This is a genomic window from Chelativorans sp. J32, assembly GCF_000518985.1.
GTDB lineage: Bacteria > Pseudomonadota > Alphaproteobacteria > Rhizobiales > Rhizobiaceae > Chelativorans.
Window position 1 is genome coordinate 144779 of sequence record NZ_JAEQ01000004.1, and the last position, 16477, is coordinate 161255.

Annotated in this window: 18 protein-coding genes; 9 read left to right on the forward strand and 9 right to left on the reverse strand. The window is 61.3% G+C overall.

All coding sequences use genetic code 11. The features are described 5' to 3' along the window. The first annotated feature begins 3 nt into the window (after positions 1 to 3). From rnc to recO, 3 genes are read left to right on the forward strand one after another with little or no spacing between them, the layout of a single operon-like run. Positions 4 to 720: a ribonuclease III gene (gene rnc / locus CHEJ32_RS0108005; RefSeq protein WP_028033401.1), complete on the forward strand. Its 717-nt coding sequence runs from the start codon at positions 4 to 6 to the stop codon at positions 718 to 720. Beyond that, entirely contained in the window at positions 717 to 1634 is a 918-nt protein-coding gene (gene era / locus CHEJ32_RS0108010) for a GTPase Era (protein WP_028033402.1), read from the forward strand. The genes rnc and era overlap by 4 nt, the downstream gene beginning before the upstream one ends. 18 nt (positions 1635 to 1652) lie before the next feature. Continuing rightward, positions 1653 to 2411, forward strand: coding sequence for a DNA repair protein RecO (recO, locus tag CHEJ32_RS0108015; protein ID WP_028033403.1), 759 nt, complete (start codon positions 1653 to 1655; stop codon positions 2409 to 2411). 56 nt (positions 2412 to 2467) lie between these two features. On the opposite strand, the gene CHEJ32_RS0108020 is transcribed toward recO, so the two are convergent. From CHEJ32_RS0108020 to CHEJ32_RS0108030, 3 genes are all read right to left on the reverse strand, one after another. After that, positions 2468 to 4441 (reverse strand): PhoX family phosphatase, encoded by a 1974-nt coding sequence (locus CHEJ32_RS0108020; RefSeq protein WP_028033404.1) that lies wholly within the window; start codon positions 4439 to 4441, stop codon positions 2468 to 2470. An 89-nt stretch (positions 4442 to 4530) separates the two neighbouring features. Then, positions 4531 to 5769, reverse strand: coding sequence for an MFS transporter (locus CHEJ32_RS0108025; protein ID WP_028033405.1), 1239 nt, complete (start codon positions 5767 to 5769; stop codon positions 4531 to 4533). A 123-nt stretch (positions 5770 to 5892) separates the two neighbouring features. After that, entirely contained in the window at positions 5893 to 6783 is an 891-nt protein-coding gene (locus CHEJ32_RS0108030; protein ID WP_028033406.1) for a mechanosensitive ion channel family protein, read from the reverse strand. A 225-nt stretch (positions 6784 to 7008) separates the two neighbouring features. On the opposite strand from CHEJ32_RS0108030, the gene CHEJ32_RS0108035 reads away from it, so the two are divergent. Both CHEJ32_RS0108035 and CHEJ32_RS0108040 read left to right on the forward strand, forming a co-directional pair. Next, the gene (locus CHEJ32_RS0108035; RefSeq protein ID WP_028033407.1) at positions 7009 to 7473 is read left to right on the forward strand and encodes a GNAT family N-acetyltransferase; all 465 of its coding nucleotides are present in this window, start codon (positions 7009 to 7011) and stop codon (positions 7471 to 7473) included. Further along, positions 7470 to 8930 (forward strand): RimK family protein, encoded by a 1461-nt coding sequence (locus CHEJ32_RS0108040; RefSeq protein WP_028033408.1) that lies wholly within the window; start codon positions 7470 to 7472, stop codon positions 8928 to 8930. The genes CHEJ32_RS0108035 and CHEJ32_RS0108040 overlap by 4 nt, the downstream gene beginning before the upstream one ends. Positions 8931 to 8942: 12 nt before the next feature. On the opposite strand, the gene CHEJ32_RS0108045 is transcribed toward CHEJ32_RS0108040, so the two are convergent. The 6 genes from CHEJ32_RS0108045 to CHEJ32_RS0108070 form a co-directional block, all read right to left on the reverse strand. Continuing rightward, the gene (locus CHEJ32_RS0108045) at positions 8943 to 9560 is read right to left on the reverse strand and encodes a YfbR-like 5'-deoxynucleotidase (RefSeq protein ID WP_198023838.1); all 618 of its coding nucleotides are present in this window, start codon (positions 9558 to 9560) and stop codon (positions 8943 to 8945) included. Further along, positions 9560 to 10426, reverse strand: a complete 867-nt coding sequence (locus CHEJ32_RS0108050; RefSeq protein ID WP_028033410.1) for a folate-binding protein YgfZ — start codon at positions 10424 to 10426, stop codon at positions 9560 to 9562. The genes CHEJ32_RS0108045 and CHEJ32_RS0108050 overlap by 1 nt, the downstream gene beginning before the upstream one ends. A 68-nt stretch (positions 10427 to 10494) precedes the next feature. Next, positions 10495 to 11241, reverse strand: a complete 747-nt coding sequence (locus CHEJ32_RS0108055) for a hypothetical protein (RefSeq protein ID WP_028033411.1) — start codon at positions 11239 to 11241, stop codon at positions 10495 to 10497. A 79-nt stretch (positions 11242 to 11320) separates the two neighbouring features. Continuing rightward, positions 11321 to 11578: a hypothetical protein gene (locus CHEJ32_RS0108060; RefSeq protein ID WP_028033412.1), complete on the reverse strand. Its 258-nt coding sequence runs from the start codon at positions 11576 to 11578 to the stop codon at positions 11321 to 11323. 158 nt (positions 11579 to 11736) lie between these two features. Then, a complete protein-coding gene (locus CHEJ32_RS0108065) occupies positions 11737 to 12108 on the reverse strand; it encodes a TIGR02301 family protein (RefSeq protein ID WP_051469545.1) in 372 nt (123 codons plus the stop codon). Positions 12109 to 12150: 42 nt separating this feature from the next. Continuing rightward, positions 12151 to 12558 carry an NUDIX hydrolase gene (locus CHEJ32_RS0108070; protein ID WP_028033414.1) on the reverse strand — a complete coding sequence of 136 codons (408 nt, stop codon included), beginning with the start codon at positions 12556 to 12558 and terminating at the stop codon, positions 12151 to 12153. A gap of 79 nt (positions 12559 to 12637) precedes the next feature. Between CHEJ32_RS0108070 and CHEJ32_RS0108075 the strand changes: the two genes are divergently transcribed. The 4 genes from CHEJ32_RS0108075 (at position 12638) to CHEJ32_RS0108100 (ending at position 16467) form a co-directional block, all read left to right on the forward strand. Next, on the forward strand, positions 12638 to 13384 hold the full coding sequence (locus CHEJ32_RS0108075; RefSeq protein WP_028033415.1) for an SOS response-associated peptidase: 747 nt from the start codon (positions 12638 to 12640) through the stop codon (positions 13382 to 13384). A 90-nt stretch (positions 13385 to 13474) separates the two neighbouring features. Then, positions 13475 to 14095 (forward strand): LysE/ArgO family amino acid transporter, encoded by a 621-nt coding sequence (locus CHEJ32_RS0108080; RefSeq protein WP_028033416.1) that lies wholly within the window; start codon positions 13475 to 13477, stop codon positions 14093 to 14095. Positions 14096 to 14593: 498 nt separating this feature from the next. Next, positions 14594 to 16087 carry a cysteine--tRNA ligase gene (gene cysS, locus CHEJ32_RS0108095; protein WP_028033418.1) on the forward strand — a complete coding sequence of 498 codons (1494 nt, stop codon included), beginning with the start codon at positions 14594 to 14596 and terminating at the stop codon, positions 16085 to 16087. After that, positions 16084 to 16467, forward strand: coding sequence for a VOC family protein (locus CHEJ32_RS0108100; protein WP_028033419.1), 384 nt, complete (start codon positions 16084 to 16086; stop codon positions 16465 to 16467). The genes cysS and CHEJ32_RS0108100 overlap by 4 nt, the downstream gene beginning before the upstream one ends. Positions 16468 to 16477 lie beyond the last annotated feature (10 nt).

A 16477-nucleotide genomic window follows, 5' to 3' on the forward strand; every position in this document is an offset into this window, starting at 1 on the left:
GCAATGGCGCAGCGGCGTCTCAAAGGGCATGCGCTGGCGGAGGCGGTCGAGGAACGGATCGGACTTTCCTTCCGCGATACCGAGCTGCTTGAGCGCGCGCTCACTCATTCGAGCGTGCGCGGGAAGGGCGGTGACTATCAGCGTCTGGAATTTCTGGGCGATCGGGTGTTGGGGCTTGCCGTCGCCGAGATGCTTTACGAAGCCTATCCGGATGCGCCTGAGGGTGAGCTTTCTTTGCGTCTCAATGCGCTGGTGAACGCGGAGACCTTGGCCGAAATCACCGAGGAATTGGGGCTCGATACGCTCATCCGGACCGGAAGCGACCTGAAGGCGCTTGCCATGCGCAAGCAGGTCAATCTGCGTGCCGACGTTCTGGAGGCACTGATCGCCGTTATCTACCTGCAGGACGGGCTGGAGGGCGCACGCCAGTTCATCCGGACTCATTGGACGGAGCGTTCCACGGCCGAGGGAGCGGCCCGCGCCGACGCCAAGACAGCCCTGCAGGAATGGGCTCATAGGGCTTCAGGCGCCACGCCGGAATATGTGATTGAAAGCCGCGAGGGGCCGGATCACGACCCGATTTTCACCGCGGTGGTGCGTATCGCGGGGTACAAGGAAGGGCGTGGTCGCGGCCGTTCCAAGCGCGAGGCGGAACAGGCAGCGGCGACTGAAGTTTTGATTCGCGAGGCCGTATGGACGCCGATGGAAAGCTTGCCATGACCGGAACCGGAGAGCCTTCGCCGGGGACACGGTCCGGGTTTGTCGCGCTGATCGGGGCGCCGAATGCCGGAAAATCAACGTTGCTCAACCAGTTGGTGGGCGCGAAAGTCTCCATAGTCACGCACAAGGTGCAAACCACGCGCGCGCTGATCCGTGGCATCGCGACCCATAACAAGACGCAGATCGTGTTCGTGGATACGCCCGGCATTTTCAAGCCAAAACGGCGGCTTGATCGCGCCATGGTGACGACCGCCTGGGGCGGAGCCAAGGATGCGGATATCGTGGCTTTTCTCATCGATGCGGAACGGGGGATCAAGGGAGATGCCGAAACGATCCTCGACAGCCTTGCGGACGTACGACAGCCAAAGATCCTGATCCTCAACAAGATCGATCGCATCAAGCGCGACAAGCTGCTTGTCCTTGCGGCGGAGGCGAATGAGCGCGCCCCCTTCGACAGAACCTTCATGGTCTCTGCGCTGACCGGGGACGGTTGCAAAGACCTGCTCGACTATCTGGCCGAGACGCTGCCGGAAGGCCCCTGGTACTACCCGGAGGACCAGATTTCCGATCTGCCCATGCGTCAGCTTGCGGCCGAGATCACCCGCGAGAAGATTTATCTTCGGCTTCACCAGGAACTTCCCTATTCCGCCCACGTGGAAACGGAAAAATGGGAGGAGCGGAAGGACCGCTCGGTGCGTATCGAGCAGGTTATCTATGTGGAGCGCGAAAGCCAGAAGAAGATCGTGCTCGGCCATAAGGGATCGACGATACGCGAGATCGGCCAGTCTGCGCGCGAAGAGCTTTCACAAATCCTCGAACAGAAGGTCCACCTCTTCCTGTTCGTAAAGGTGCGCGAGAATTGGAGCAACGATCCCGAGCGCTATCGCGAGATCGGGCTTGAATTCCCCGGTTGAGGGGAAGAGAACCGTGCCATGGAATGGCTCGACGAAGGCATTGTCCTCGGTACCCGGCGGCATGGAGAGACCAGCGTTATCCTGGAAACGATGACGGCCGGCCACGGCCGGCACCTTGGCATGGTCAGGGGCGGTCGATCAAAGCGTATGCAGCCGGTGCTGCAGCCGGGGAATCGCGTCGGCCTTACCTGGCGCGCAAGGCTGGACGAGCATCTGGGCACGTTCCAAGTGGAGCCGTTGGAGCTCAATGCCGCCCGGCTCATCAATTCTGCCGTCGCCGTCTATGGCATCCAGACGCTCGGCGCGCATTTGCGCCTCTTGCCGGAGCGGGATCCGCATCCCGGCCTCTTCGAAGCGCTTGGGGTGATTGCTGCGCATCTGGATGATCCTGCCGCGGCAGGGATGCTGGTCGCCCGCTTCGAACTGGCCGTGCTGGAGGAATTGGGTTTCGGGCTCGACCTTTCCCGCTGCGCCCTTACGGGCAGCCGGGAAAATCTCGCTTACGTATCGCCGAAGACGGGGAGGGCCGTCACCCGCGAAGCGGGTGCACCCTGGGCGGACAAGCTGCTCCCGTTGCCGACCTTCCTGAATGCCGGCGAGGGTCTCTGCGACAGGAAAGCGCTTTTGCAGGCCTTCGCGCTCACGGGCTTCTTCTTCACGCGTCACGTCTACGAGCCGCGCGGACTGACCGAGCCCGAAGCGCGAGCGGGATTTCTGGCGGCTTTGATGCGGTGCCTCCCGAGCGGGGAAGGAGCTACCCGCGTATCTGCAAGCTGAAATTCCAAAAAAGGCGGGGCCCAAAAGGCCCCGCCTTACGGTATATCGCTGATCGCTCAAGCCGCGATTTTGCCGCCGCCCTGCTTGGTCACGACCACCACCGCGGGACGAACCGGCAGGTTGTCGTCGAAGTCGGGCCAGCGGGTGGCCGGTTGCTCGAAGGTGGCGAGACCTTCGTCGCCCGGATGCTGGACGGCCAGGAACAGGGTCTCCCCATCCGGTGTGAAGTAGGGACCGCACATTTCGGCACCCACCGGCACGCGGAAGAAGAGTTTTGAGGTTCCGCGCGCATCCCCGTCGGTATCAACGGCCCACAGGCCATCAGTGCGGCCGGTGGCCTTCTGGTTGTTGCCGTCGGTCGAGACCCAAAGGCGTCCATCTGCGTCGATGGCACAATTGTCCGGCATGCCGAACCACCCGTTGCGGGTCGTATCCGGCGAGAAGCTCGCTCCCACTTCGGCGAGCGAGGGATCGCCGCATTTGAGCAGCACTTCCCAGGTCGATTTGGTGGACGCGAAATCACCGTCCGTTTCGGTGATCTCGATGATATGGCCGAAAGCATTATCCGCGCGCGGGTTGGCGGCATCCACCTGGTCCGCCCCGCGCCGGGTGTTGTTGGTCAGCATCACGTAGACCTTGCCGGTCTTCGGATTGGGCTGCACGTCTTCCGGGCGGTCCATTTTGGTGGCGCCGAGCATGTCGGCAGCGCGGCGCGTCTCGATGAGAACGTCCGCCTGGCTTTCGAAACCGTTCTCAGCCGTGAGCGGGCCTTCCCCATGGATGAGCGGCAGCCACTCCATAGTGCCGTCCTCATCGAAGCGGGCGACATAAAGCGTGCCTTCGTCGAGGAGGTCCATATTTGCGGCGCGGTCCTGCTCGTTAAAGGTGCCGGCCGTCACGAATTTGTAGACATAGTCGAAGCGCTCGTCATCACCGCAATAGGCGACCACGCGGCCGTCCTTGTTCACGATGCTCTCTGCCCCTTCGTGCTTCACGCGGCCGAGCGCGGTGCGCTTCTTGGGCACCGAGTTCGGGTCGAGGGGATCGACCTCGACCACCCAGCCGAAGCGGTTGGGTTCGTTCGGCTCCCTGGAGACGTCGAAACGGTCGTGGAAGGTGCCCCAGGCATATTCGGCGGCGGGGACGCCGATGCGCTTGTAGTTTTCGGCCTCGCGATGGCCTTCCGGAAGCTCGCCGGAGAAATACCCGTGGAAATTCTCCTCGGCCATGAGATAGGTGCCCCAGGGCGTGACGCCGCCGGCGCAATTGTTGATGGTGCCAAGCACCTTCGTTCCCGTGGGATCGGCATTGGTCTTCACACGGTCATGACCGGCAACCGGCCCGGAGAGCTGCATTTCCGTGTCGGCGGTGATGCGGCGGTTATACCGGCTGTCGAGCACCGGCTGCCAGCGGCCATCAACCTTGCGGATCTCGATGACCGTGCCGCCATGTGCCGCCATCTCGATATCCACCAGCTCCCTGGTGTATTCGCCGAGCTTGACATCGTCGCCTTCCACCTTTGCGAAGCCGGGGAACATCAGCTCGGCATTGGTGTATTCGTGATTGACGACGAGAATCCCGCGGTCATTGGCGCCTTCAAGCGGGATGAAGCCCACATAGTCATTGTTGTAGCCGAACTGCTTGGCTTGGGCTTCCGCGGTCTGGTTGGCGGGGTCGAACTCCGGCGCGTCGGCGAAAACCTTGTCTCCCCACCGCAGGAAAACCTGTGCGTCGTATCCGTCGGCCACGTGATGCGTCTCGTCGACGCCGGCCTCCACCTCGGTGAAGTTGAACTGCGAGGCGGTGCCTTGCGCCTTCGCTTCTTTCGCGGCGAGCAGTGCCATCGGGCTCACCGTGGCGCCGATGGCGGCAACCGCCAAGGAACCACCAAGGAAACCTCTGCGCGAATAGCGGCGATGGATGATATCGCCCATGGTGGGATTGGCGCTCGGGTTGCGGCCGATGTCCTCGCGCTCCTCGCGGATTTCGCTAAGCGTTTTGATCGCTTTCGGATCGACGTTCTTGTTCATTGCCTGCCTCCTGGTGGGTGGAAATGTCCAAGAGGGCTAAAGCAAACCGATGTTGCAGGCGCATGACAGAAATTTGTCGATGCTTCCGTTTACTCCGCCGGCGCCAGTGCCGGCCGTTCCACCGGTTTCTCCTGAATCGGCCAGTGAACGACGGCGGCGAAGATGCCGAGCGCTACTCCCAGCCACCAGACCGGGTCATAGGAACCGAATTGGTCGTAGAGATAGCCGCCGAGCCACACTCCGAGAAATGAGCCGATCTGATGCGAGAAAAAGACGATGCCGCCCAGCATGCCGAGATAGCGCGTGCCGAACATGACGGCCACGAGACCGTTGGTCGGCGGCACGGTCGAGAGCCAGAGCAGGCCCATGATAATGGCGAAGACGATGACCGTGGTCGGGGTCTGCGGGATCAGCAGGAAGGCAGTCACAAGCACCGAGCGCGCAAGGTAGATAAGCGCAAGGAAGGCTGGCTTCGGGTAGCGTTGGCCGATGACGCCGGAGGCGAGGGAACCGATCACATTGAAGAAGCCGATAAGGGCCAGTGCGATCACCGCATAGCTGGCGTCAATGCCGATATCCCCCAGATAGGCTGGAAAATGCGCGGTGATGAAGGCGACCTGGAAGCCGCAGACGAAGAAGCCAGAGGTAAGGAGGAGAAAGCCGCGATGGGCGAATGCTTCCCGCAGGGCGGCGCCGAAGCTTTGCTCGAACTCTGCTTGCCGGACCGAGCCGCTCGCGGAATTCCCGGTAAGCGGGATCGCGAGCAGAGGAACGAGAAGCATGGCTATGCCCATATAGACAAGCGTATCGGACCAGCCAAAAGCATCGATCATGCCCTGGCTGATAGGCGCAAAGAGGAACATGCCGGCCGAACCGGCCGCGGTGCCGATGCCGAAAACCATGCTGCGCCTTTCCGCCGGCACATTCCGTGCGAAGGCGGAAAGCACGATGCCGAAGGAACCTGCGGCCACGCCGAGGCCGACCAGCACGCCGCCGCCGATATAGAGCATGGTCGGGCTATCGGCGCTTGCCATCAGGAGCAGGCCGAGGGCATAGAGGCCGCCCGACATCGCCAGCACGCGCCAGGTGCCGAATCGGTCGGCGATAGCGCCGAAGATCGGCTGGCCGAATCCCCAGAGCAGGTTTTGGATCGCCATCGCAAGGCCGAATGTCGTGCGGTCCCACCCCTTCTCCGCAAGCATCGGAAGCTGGAAAAAGCCCATGGCCGATCGCGGGCCGAAGGTAAGCGCGGCGATAAGGCAACCGCATATGACGATCAGCCAGGGAAAGGATGCGGAAGCGGAGCGCTGCGAAACGGAGCCGGCCATGACGATTGCCCTTTAAATCTCAGCTTAAGCCTTATCCGAAGCCATCCTTTATTCAAATGAATTGGCAAAGGAGAAGCATTCAATAGTTTTGATGGATCATCCCGCGGTCTTCCGACCTTGCTGTCAGACCTTCGCCCGGCCTTGGCTTATCTGTGTGCTCTGGCCTGCTGCATCCGCAGGCGTGACGTAAATCTGCCGCTGCGGGAAAGGTATGGAAATGCCATGGGCGTCAAAGGCTTCCTTCGCCGCCTTGCGAAGATCGAGGCTCGCCTGCCAGTAATCGCCGGTTGACGTCCAATAGCGCAGCGTTACCAGCACAGCACTGTCGCCGAGGGCACCCACGAACGTCTCCGGCGCGGGAGCGGCCAGCACGCGGTTATCAGCCGTTGCAAGGTTCATCAGCAGCTTCTGGGCAAGGTCTATGTCGTCGTCGTAGCCTATGCCGATCGCGATATCGTTGCGCCGAACCGCGTTGCGCGAGTAGTTCGTGACGGGCTTGTTCCACAGTTCGCTGTTTGGAGCCATGACATAGACACCATCGGCAGCCTTGAGTTCGGTCGCGAACAGGCCGATCTCCTCCACGGTTCCCGCGATACCGCCGGCGTCGATATATTCTCCGACCCGGAAGGGCTTGAGGACCAGCAGCATGATCCCGGCGGCTATGTTCTGAAGCGTGCCCTGAAGGGCAAGGCCGATCGCGAGACCCGCCGCACCGAGCGCGGCGATGATGCTTGCAGTCTGCACACCGAACTGGGCGAGCACCGTCACGCCAACCAGGATCAGAATGGCATAGCGCACGATCTTGGAGAGGAAGCGGCTTAGGGTTTCATCAATGCCGGGCAGGCGGCCAAGAGCAGCGCGTGTCCATCCCTCGAACAGGCGAGCTGCAAAGATGCCGATCACGATCAGCAATAGCGCGCCGAGGGCGGAGAATGCATAGGAAATTGCAAGTGCACTCAGGTCGCGCCAGAGCGCTTCAGCCGTGGTTATCATTTCGGCGGGATCGAGTTCCATAGAGACTGCCTCATTTTGAACTTGTCATAAGCAAGGGACAAATGGCGCCCAATGTAAACCTCCGATCGCCATGACCGATCCCGGCCTCCCGACGAAGGGACCTGTCATCCGGTGGCCGCAAGTCGCGCGGAAGCACGCCGTTGCGGACAATCTCTTTTTCCCACTGGAAGTGTCTGAAGGTGGTGCTATGACTGGCAACCCTGGTTCGAGGTGATCCGCACACCCATGCACGCCGACATTCGTCCGGCTCGCGCTTCCGATATCGATACGCTCGTTTCGATCGAGAACAGCGTTTTCGAATCGGACCGCCTTAACCGCCGTGCTTTTCGCAACCATATAGGAAGCGGCACGACTTCTCTCCTGGTCGCTGAAAGGGACGGCGTGGTGCTTGGATACGCGCTTGTTTTCTACCGACGAGGCGTGAAGATCGCCCGGCTCTATTCAATTGCTGTGGCCAGCAGCGAGGCTTCTGCCGGTATTGGCCGTGGCTTGCTCGCTGCTGCAGAGGCGACGGTGCGAGCCAATGGCCGCTCTATACTTCGTCTGGAAGTGCGCGAGGACAATCTGCGCGCTCTGGAGCTTTACAAGCGCGCCGGCTACCGCCCGATCGGGCGGCGCGAAAACTACTACGAGGACGGCGCGCCGGCGCTGCGGCTCGAAAAGGATTTAGGAGGCTCCACGGAGCAATGAGCTGGGTCATTCTCACCGGCAGGCAGAACGATCTCGATCAGGTCGCAACTCCCCACAAGATCATCACCAGCCGCGACTACCTGGCCCACCCATCGCTGTTTCGCGGCCAAAGGCCGAAGATCATCAATCTGTCGAATACCTATGCTTATCAGAGCCGCGGCTATTACGCATCGCTGCTTGCAAGCTCGCGCGGCCACAAGGTGATCCCGTCGGTCGAGACGATGATCGATCTGTCCGGCCGCAAGCTATACGAGAATGCGCTGCCGGAACTGGAGCAGGCGCTCAACAAGTGTCGCAAGGAATTGGGCGGCGGTTTTCCGACGACGGTTTCGATTTTTTTCGGCATAGGCCCGTCGAAAGCCTGGGATCGATTTGCCCGGCTGCTTTTCGACTGGTTCCGCGCGCCCGCGCTGGAAGTGGCGATTGACGACGGCGAATGGGCCACGATCAGGAAAATCGGCTTCTTGCCGCTCGCGCGCATGAAGAAGGACGAGAAGACACGTTTCCTGGAGAGTCTCGACACCTATACCAACCGGCAGTGGCGGGATACGAAGGCCCGCACGCCATCGCGCTATACTTTCGCCACGCTCATCGACCCGCAGGAGGTGCTCCCGCCCTCGAGTGTCAATTCGCTGAAATATTGGTCGCGAATTGCCGAGAAGATGGGCGTCGAGGTCGAGCCGATCACCCGCAAGGATTTGCCGAAGCTCGCCAATTACGACGCGTTGTTCATCCGCGAAACGACGGCGATCTCCAACCACACCTATCGTTTTGCCCGCCGGGCGCAGCAGGAGGGCATGCCGGTCATCGACGACCCCCTCTCGATGATCCGCTGCACCAACAAGGTCTACCTGAACGAACTCATGTTGTTCAATCGCGTGCCGGTGCCGCCCACCGTCATGATCTCCGGACCGGGCGATCTGGAGCCGGCGGCTGATGCGTTGGGATTTCCGCTGGTGCTCAAGATCCCCGACAGCGCATTCTCGCGCGGGGTGAAGAAGGCCGCCAATATGGCCGAGCTCAAGGAACTCGCCACGAAATGGCTTGAGGATACCGACCTTCTGCTGGCGCAGAAATTCCTTCCCACCGAATTCGATTGGCGGATCGGAGTCCTGGGTGGAGAGCCGCTTTTTGCCGTGCAGTACCTGATGGCCAAGAAGCACTGGCAAATCGTGAACCATGAAAGGCGGGGCAAGCCGGACGAAGGCGGTTTCCGTACCTTCCGGCTTCAGGAGACCCCGCGCGAGGTGATCGACATCGCCGTGAAGGCTGCGCGCTGCATCGGCGATGGCCTCTATGGGGTCGATCTGAAAGAGACGCGCGAAGGCATCCATGTGATTGAGGTGAACGACAATCCCAATCTCGACCACGGCTGCGAGGATTCCGGCGAGAAGGACCAGGTCTGGGTCCGGCTGACGCAATGGTTCATCGACCGGCTGGAGCGGCAGGGGAGATAAGAGGCGGCCCTCTCAGGCCGCTTTGCGGCGTCGTTTCTCCAGCGCCTCGAAACGCGCGAGAAAAGCCGATTGCGCGCGGCGTGCGGGTTTCGGCTCGAGATCGAGCATATCCAGGGTGAAGCCGCGTGGCCGGCCGAAGAAGCGGGACGCCTCCCCATGGGCGAACCCGGCGAGCTCCGTCGCCTCGAAATAGGCGGCAATGCAGTCGGCCCTCTTGATTTCGGCTTTGAGCTTCGAAGACGTTTCGGCGGGCAGACCGAAGCGAAGGTGGATCGCACGGTGAAGCCTCTGCTCGACCGATTTGTAATCCTGCCCCAGCGTTGCCTTGAACGGCGAGATCATGTCGCCGATCACATATTCCGGTGCGTCGTGGAGAAGGGCGGTCAGCAGCCAATCGACCGGCGCATCCTCGTGCAGTCTCTGGAAAATCTGCTCCACCAGAAGCGAATGCTGCGCGACGGAAAAGGCGTGATCGCCATTGGTCTGGCCGTTCCACCGTGCAACGCGCGCAAGCCCATGGGCAATGTCGGCGATTTCTATATCCAGCGGGGAGGGATCCAGGAGATCGAGGCGGCGACCCGAGAGCATGCGCTGCCAGGCGCGCGGTGCAGCGGCTTCCTTGGCCGGCATCAAGCGGTCTCCGCCTCGCCAGGGCCGGTGGAAATGTTGAACTTTGCATAGTTGGGAACGCGAAGCGTCAGAGGGACGCCGCCGGCAAGTATCGGCAGCCCCGATTGCGCCGCTTCGGCGGCCCGGTCGATGCGCAGGATCGCAAGTCCTTCCGAGCCGGCGACCGTACCGAGTGCGCCGATCACGCGTCCGTCCGCGGTCACTTCGGCACTGGGTGGGGGCAGGGTGCTTTCGCCATGGACGATTACAAGCCGGCGGCGGGCAGTCCCGCGATGATGCATTCTCGAGACGACCTCCTGTCCCACATAGCAGCCCTTCTTCAGGCCCACCCCCCCATTCTGGTCGAAAAGGATCTCGTGCGGGAAAGCATCTCCCAGTTGGTAGTCCTGGCCGCTCTCGGGCACGCCATGCTCGATGCGCAGAAGATCCCATGCCGAGGCATCCCCGCTTTCGGCTGGAGAGGTGCCGTAATTGCGAATGACCTGCAGGGTTTCCGGAAACCGGCGATCGAACACTGAAGTTGAATCAGTTTGCGAAACGGATGAATCACTTTCCCAAGATGTCGAGATAAGCGATTCATTATCCAGCGAAAGCTCCGCTTTTGCCCTCAGCCGGTAGAGCATCATCCGCTTGAGAAGATCCGGCGCGATATCGCGCCGGCAATCGAGGCGGAAACTGTCCGGGCCGGCGCGGGAAATCAGGAAGTCGAAGAGGATCTTGCCTTGCGGCGTCAAAAGCGCGCCGGGTCGCGCTTCCCGCTCGCCCAAGGTCGCGAGATCTATGGTGATGACATTCTGCAGGAGCGCCTCGGCATCGGGGCCGGTGGCGCGAAGGATCGCGCGGTCTGAAAGCTTAACGGTAGGCATGGCTTCGAATCCGGACTGTGCTTCTCCATTCAGGTAAGCGTGCCGGCGAGCGACGGCAAGCGGCCTGCTCAGTCTCCGGCCACGAAGAAGAGCCAGCGCCCCTCCGGCGTGATTGCCACGCGATAAAAGACATAGGCCCCGTAGTTTTTCATTTCTTCATAGTCGCTCGCGGTGAGCAATGTAAAAAGCTCCACCTTCTGCGGCGGCGTCAGTTCCTCCAGAGGAACGGCGAAGAAATAAGGCCAGGCGTAATACTCGCTTTCGGTGCCGGCATTGAGGTGCACGAAGCCGGATTCCATGACTTCCAGAAGGATGGCCATGATTTCATACCCCTCCTGATCACCCGAGATCTGGCGCAGGAAATCGATCGGATCGCCGTCGAGTTCGCCAAGCAGAAGCTGGGTGGCTCCCTCGCCGGTACCGATAAGCGGCCTAAGCTTCTCTATGTCCCCGCTCTTGCAGGCGTCGATGATCAGCTGTCGCATCCGCCGCACCGGCTCCGGCAGGCGGCTGAGATCATAGATGATCTCGGGCAGTTCCTGGCCGGGAGTAGTATCAGGACGCGCGGCGTCCCCTGCGGGTGCCTCCTCCCCATCCGTGCCGTCAGAGGGCCTCGCAGGCGAGAGAGGTGAAGTCTTTGGGATGATTCCGGAACCGCCTTCGGGCTGCTGTTCGATCTGGCTCTGCAGAGGGCGGTATTCCGGAAACGTGTCGTTCAATGCATGGACTGCGCTGGTGAGCCCGAGAAGTGCCGCCAGCGTGACCACTGCGATATTCGATCCGGAAGGTAGTGCCGGAAGGAGAGAGAACGGCATCGCGCCACCTTGAAATCAGTGCTGCCGAAAGAACGGCTGGGATATGCGATGCCAGGAATAGCGAATGCGGAAGGTAAGCTCAATGGTGGCTGCGCTTGGGAAGGAAATCCCCTGTGAGCACACGCCGGCGCATGGAATCGAGCAGATCCAAAAGCTTCTCTTCTTCCCCGCTCTTGCCCAGTTCCGTGAGGGCGGTGGTGAGCGCTGCCTCGGCAATGATCTCCGGTTCGATACCGGCCAGAAGTCCTTCCGCCCAGGCTGCGCCATGGCATTCAGCACAGGTCGTACGCTTTTCTTCCTCGATCAGCGCTTCGATGTCGGCAACAGTCATATGCATTGAAATACCACCCGTTCCGTTGACGCCAGCATACCGGCGTCTGTCCCTGTTCGTCCCCTTATCGATAGGGGTACCATGAAAAATGCGGCGGGACGGAGACACTGCCAGGAGTGGTAAAGGAAAGGTAAAATTTTAACGGTTTGGGGCGCCGGGCAAGCTCAATTTCCATAGCGGCGGGTAATTTCGTCGGTCAGCGTCTCGCCTTCCTTCATATATCTGGCCACCGCCTGCGCCGCGGCTTCCGTGCAGCTGGTGTAAACCCCTGCGAAGGCGCGATAGCCGCGATTGAAACTTGCGATCAGCCTCGCTTTGCGTTCTTCCGAAGGAGCTTCGGCCAAGATCAGGGCCTCCATCCGGTCTCGCCACACGCTCTCCTCTTCCCCGCAAAGGCTGCGCAGGAAATGGATCGAGCCGAGAACCTCGGCAAGACGCATAAGCTGCGGATCATAGGGCGCTTGCGCCGAGGCGGGCATAAACGACAAACAGGCAGCCAGGATACCGGCGAAAAGGGGCTTCAGAAGCGGTTTCATAGAGACTTCTACGTCGTGGCGTGCCGGCAGGATAGCTCCAATTCATGAAGCTTCGCTTAGGGCAATCATGTCTTGCGCGATTTCGAGCGTGCTCGCCGTCACCGGCAGCGAGCGCATCTCCTCGATCGTATACCAGCCAGCGAGGTCCGCATCGTCTCCCGCCCTGGCACAGCCCTTCAGCTCGCGGCCTCGGAAAATTTCGAGGCGGTAGCGCTTTCCGCCTTCTGCCTCCAGCGTGATCTCGCGGAACGAGTAAATCTCGTCGACAACCAGCCCGGTCTCTTCATAGAGCTCACGCCGGACGGCGGTTTCGGCATCTTCGCCTTCCTCTACGCGCCCACCCGGAAAGGCGAAGAGCCCCTTCGCCGGTGCGTGGCCCCGGCGCACGAGCAAGAAGCGCCCGTTCGACAACACCGCAAGCGAAACGGCGTGGATATCGTTTTGACCCATCGTTACATCCCTGAACCGAGACCCTAGTCTAAACACATCTGTGGCGAGAATGCCGTCAAAGCCTGGGGCGAAGATAGAAATGTGCGGACGATTTGCATTGACGGCAAAAGCGAAGGAAGTGGAGATATTCCTCGGCCTTGCCGAACTCGACGATTTTCCACCCCGCTTCAACATTGCACCCACCCAGCCGATTCTGATGGCCGTCTCCACGCCGCGGCCGGAGGGTTCTAACCTGCCGCGCCGGCGGGCGGCTTTGGTCCGCTGGGGCTTCATACCCGGTTGGGCAAAGAACCCCAGGGATATGCCGCTTCTCATCAATGCACGTTCGGAGAGTGCCGCGGAGAAGGCTACCTTCCGCGCCGCCATGCGCCACCGCCGCACGCTCGTGCCAGCCTCGGGCTTCTACGAATGGCGTCGGGAGGGCAAAGGCCGCGCGCAACCCTTTTGGGTTCGGCCCCGAAAGGGAGAGCTCGTCGCGTTTGCCGGGCTGATGGAGACCTGGTCGGAGCCGGGAGGCAGCGAGATCGACACCGGCGCTATCCTGACCACCGAGGCAAACAGCGACCTTGCCCCGATCCACCAGCGCATGCCGGTGGTGATCCCGCCCGAACACTTCTCACGCTGGCTTGATGGCGTGAAATACGAGCCGCGCGACATGGCGGATTTGCTGGCTCCTGTCGAGCCCGGTTTTTTCGAAGCCGTACCCGTTTCCGACAAGGTCAACAGCGTCGCCAATGTGGGACCCGACCTGCAGGAGAGAGTGGAGATAGACTTTGAAGGTCCGCGTTCCGAAGGAAAATTGGACACCCAGTTGAGCCTGTTTTAGCGAGCACTGGGCGCAACCGCACTTTTGGCATACACCGCCGGGTGATTCTGCCCATTGTCTCGGGCATCCAAGTAGGGCAAATGCGCCGGCATGGACACGGCGCTTTATCCTTCTTTTCTGGCAGGCTTCTTCCTGGGCGGTTCGCTGATCGTGGCGATCGGCGCGCAGAATGCGTTCATTCTCCGACAGGGGCTCCTCAGGCAACATGTCTTCATTCTCTGCCTGATCTGCGCATTATCGGACGCGCTCCTGATCGCGGCGGGTGTGGCGGGCCTGGGCACGCTGGTGGCACGCTCGCCCTCCTTGATCACCGCCGTGACCCTTGGTGGGGCCATATTCCTCTTCGCCTACGCGATTTTCGCTTTTCGCCGAGCATTGCATCCGGACGCCCTAAAAGCTGCCAAGGAGGAAAAGCGGGGGCTGAAAGCCGCGATAGGCGCTTGCCTCGCCTTCACCTTCCTGAACCCGCACGTCTATCTCGACACGGTGGTGCTCGTGGGCTCGCTTTCAGGCGCATATGAAGGCGCCGCACGCACAAGCTACGCGCTCGGCGCGATCGCGGCGTCGTTCCTGTGGTTCTTCAGCCTCGGCTATGGTGCACGCTTGCTGCAGCCGATTTTCGCGCGTCCCCAATCCTGGCGCGTGCTCGACACGCTGATCGGCCTTGTGATGGCCGCGCTGGGATCAGGTCTCCTCGCGCGGCTCGTATAAGCGCTTAGGCTCTTCCTTCTTGGCCTTGGGCTTGCAAAGGAGCGCTGCGTTGATCGCGGCGGGACCGACTTGCCTATATTCGCGGACGAGCTCTGCCTCTGCGGGCTTCTCCCGAGGTCGTGCTCGGTCTTGTGTGGCGGTGTAAGAGGCCATGGTACTGCCTGTCTGTTTACTATTGCCCCCAACTGCGAACTGATTCCGACGAAATCATGTTCCACGAAGGTTCAGGCAAGCTGTATCGGAGCTTCTTGCGACATGCTTAATACTTCCTTTCGGCAGTGTTGCGCTGGAAACACAGCCGTTCCCCGCTTGACGCGAGAAGCGGTCGAGGCGATAAGGATGACGATGAAAACGCTGTTCGCCATTATCGGCATTTGCATTATCGGCTAGCGCACCTACGCTGGTCCGGTCGTTTTCGCCTCTTCCCTCCCGATACGAAAAACGCCCAGGCCAGCCGGCCGGAGCGTTGGCACGGATCTTTTAAACACGGGATCGGGCATGTCTGACGGGTTCAAGGGACTGAAGCTCTACAACACGCTGACGCGGCGCAAGGAGGAGTTCGAGCCCCTCGATCCGGCAAATGTGCGCATGTATGTCTGCGGGCCGACCGTTTACGACTTCGCTCATATCGGGAATGCGCGGCCGGTCATCGTCTTCGATGTCCTGTTCCGCCTCCTGCGCGAACTCTATGGCGAGGATCATGTCACCTATGTGCGAAACATCACGGATGTGGACGACAAGATCAACGCCCGCGCCCTGCGCGATTTCGGCGACGAGATCGAGGCCGGGAGTCTCACGCTCAACGAGGCCATTCGGCGCGTGACGGAGCGCACGGCCGAGCAGTTCCACGCAGACGTCACCGCGCTTGGATGCCTTGCGCCCACTCACGAGCCGCGCGCGACGGAATTCGTGCTTCCGCGCCCGGACGGCAAGGCCGATATGGCGACGTTGATTCAAACTCTCATCGATCGCGGCCATGCCTATGCCGCTAAAGGCGAAATCCTGTTCGACACGGCCTCCATGCCAGATTACGGCCAGCTTTCCAAGCGCCGGCTGGAGGACCAGCAGGCGGGCGCGCGGGTGGCCGTGGATCCGCACAAGAGGAATCCGTCGGATTTCGTTCTCTGGAAGGAATCGTCGGCCGAAGAACCAGGGTGGGAAGGGCGTTTCACCTTGGATGGGAGGCCGCTTGCCATCCGGGGCAGGCCCGGCTGGCATATCGAGTGCTCGGCCATGTCGGCGGCGTATCTCGGCGAAGTCTTTGATATCCATGGCGGCGGCTTGGATCTGATCTTCCCGCACCACGAGAACGAGATTGCGCAATCGCGCTGCGCCCACGGCACGCCGGTCATGGCCAATTACTGGCTGCACAACGGCTTCGTGCAGGTGGAGGGCAGGAAGATGGCGAAATCGGAAGGCAATTTCGTCACCATCAACGAACTCCTGGAGACGGAGCGGTTCGGGGGGCGCAAGTGGCCGGGCGAGGTGCTGCGTCTTGCCATTCTCATGACGCACTACCGCGAGCCGCTCGATTTCTCCTTGAGGAAGCTCGAGGAAGCCGAAACCGTGCTGGACGGATGGTATCGTGCTATCGGGGATGCCGAAGCACATAACGGGGACAACGCTCTGGCCCGCGCTGCGCTGCGTGATGATCTCGGCACGACCGGCGCGATCGCCGCGCTCCATGACCTGCGTGCACAGGCGGCGAAGGGGAGCGAGGCGGCGAAGGCGGATCTGAAGGCGAATGCAGCCCTGCTTGGACTCCTGACGCAATCGCAGGAGCAGTGGTTTTCCGGCAAGGCAGCAGGCGCCGCCATCGACGAAGCCTCGGTCGAGGAGCGCATAGCGTCGCGTTTGTCCTTCCTGCGCGAGAAGAATTTCGCCGAGGCAGACCGCATTCGCGAGGAGCTTGCAGCTGCCGGCATCCAGCTCATGGACTACAAGGATCCCGAAACCGGCGAGCGCAGGACCAGATGGGAGGTGAAGAGATGATCGACCATATCGGCATCAGAGTAGCGGATTTCGATCGCGCGAAGGCGTTTTACGATCAAGCGCTCGCCCCGCTCGGCGCGCGCCTTTTGATGATGGTGCCTACTGAGCACACGGGTGGTGTCAAGATCGGTGGCTATGGCCGTGACCGGCCGGTCTACTGGCTGCACGAAGCAGGCAGCTCAGGCGAATCAAAGCATGTGGCGTTCAGTGCCCGGACGAGGGACGAGGTCGACGCCTTTTATCACGCTGCGATTGCCGCCGGAGGCAAGGACAATGGTGCGCCGGGGCTGCGCCCGCACTACCACGCCAACTATTATGGCGCGTTCGTTTTCGATCCGGATGGCAACAACATCGAGGCCGTCTGCCACGCCCCGGCGTGACGAACGGCAA

Bases quoted from the DNA above. Each gene is read 5' to 3' on its own strand.
- rnc (WP_028033401.1), top strand. From the start codon at position 4: ATGGCGCAGCGGCGTCTCAAAGGGCATGCGCTGGCGGAGGCGGTCGAG.
- era (WP_028033402.1), top strand. From the start codon at position 717: ATGACCGGAACCGGAGAGCCTTCGCCGGGGACACGGTCCGGGTTTGTC.
- recO (WP_028033403.1), top strand. From the start codon at position 1,653: ATGGAATGGCTCGACGAAGGCATTGTCCTCGGTACCCGGCGGCATGGA.
- CHEJ32_RS0108020 (WP_028033404.1), bottom strand. From the start codon at position 4,441: ATGAACAAGAACGTCGATCCGAAAGCGATCAAAACGCTTAGCGAAATC.
- CHEJ32_RS0108025 (WP_028033405.1), bottom strand. From the start codon at position 5,769: ATGGCCGGCTCCGTTTCGCAGCGCTCCGCTTCCGCATCCTTTCCCTGG.
- CHEJ32_RS0108030 (WP_028033406.1), bottom strand. From the start codon at position 6,783: ATGGAACTCGATCCCGCCGAAATGATAACCACGGCTGAAGCGCTCTGG.
- CHEJ32_RS0108035 (WP_028033407.1), top strand. From the start codon at position 7,009: ATGCACGCCGACATTCGTCCGGCTCGCGCTTCCGATATCGATACGCTC.
- CHEJ32_RS0108040 (WP_028033408.1), top strand. From the start codon at position 7,470: ATGAGCTGGGTCATTCTCACCGGCAGGCAGAACGATCTCGATCAGGTC.
- CHEJ32_RS0108045 (WP_198023838.1), bottom strand. From the start codon at position 9,560: ATGCCGGCCAAGGAAGCCGCTGCACCGCGCGCCTGGCAGCGCATGCTC.
- CHEJ32_RS0108050 (WP_028033410.1), bottom strand. From the start codon at position 10,426: ATGCCTACCGTTAAGCTTTCAGACCGCGCGATCCTTCGCGCCACCGGC.
- CHEJ32_RS0108055 (WP_028033411.1), bottom strand. From the start codon at position 11,241: ATGCCGTTCTCTCTCCTTCCGGCACTACCTTCCGGATCGAATATCGCA.
- CHEJ32_RS0108060 (WP_028033412.1), bottom strand. From the start codon at position 11,578: ATGCATATGACTGTTGCCGACATCGAAGCGCTGATCGAGGAAGAAAAG.
- CHEJ32_RS0108065 (WP_051469545.1), bottom strand. From the start codon at position 12,108: ATGAAACCGCTTCTGAAGCCCCTTTTCGCCGGTATCCTGGCTGCCTGT.
- CHEJ32_RS0108070 (WP_028033414.1), bottom strand. From the start codon at position 12,558: ATGGGTCAAAACGATATCCACGCCGTTTCGCTTGCGGTGTTGTCGAAC.
- CHEJ32_RS0108075 (WP_028033415.1), top strand. From the start codon at position 12,638: ATGTGCGGACGATTTGCATTGACGGCAAAAGCGAAGGAAGTGGAGATA.
- CHEJ32_RS0108080 (WP_028033416.1), top strand. From the start codon at position 13,475: ATGGACACGGCGCTTTATCCTTCTTTTCTGGCAGGCTTCTTCCTGGGC.
- cysS (WP_028033418.1), top strand. From the start codon at position 14,594: ATGTCTGACGGGTTCAAGGGACTGAAGCTCTACAACACGCTGACGCGG.
- CHEJ32_RS0108100 (WP_028033419.1), top strand. From the start codon at position 16,084: ATGATCGACCATATCGGCATCAGAGTAGCGGATTTCGATCGCGCGAAG.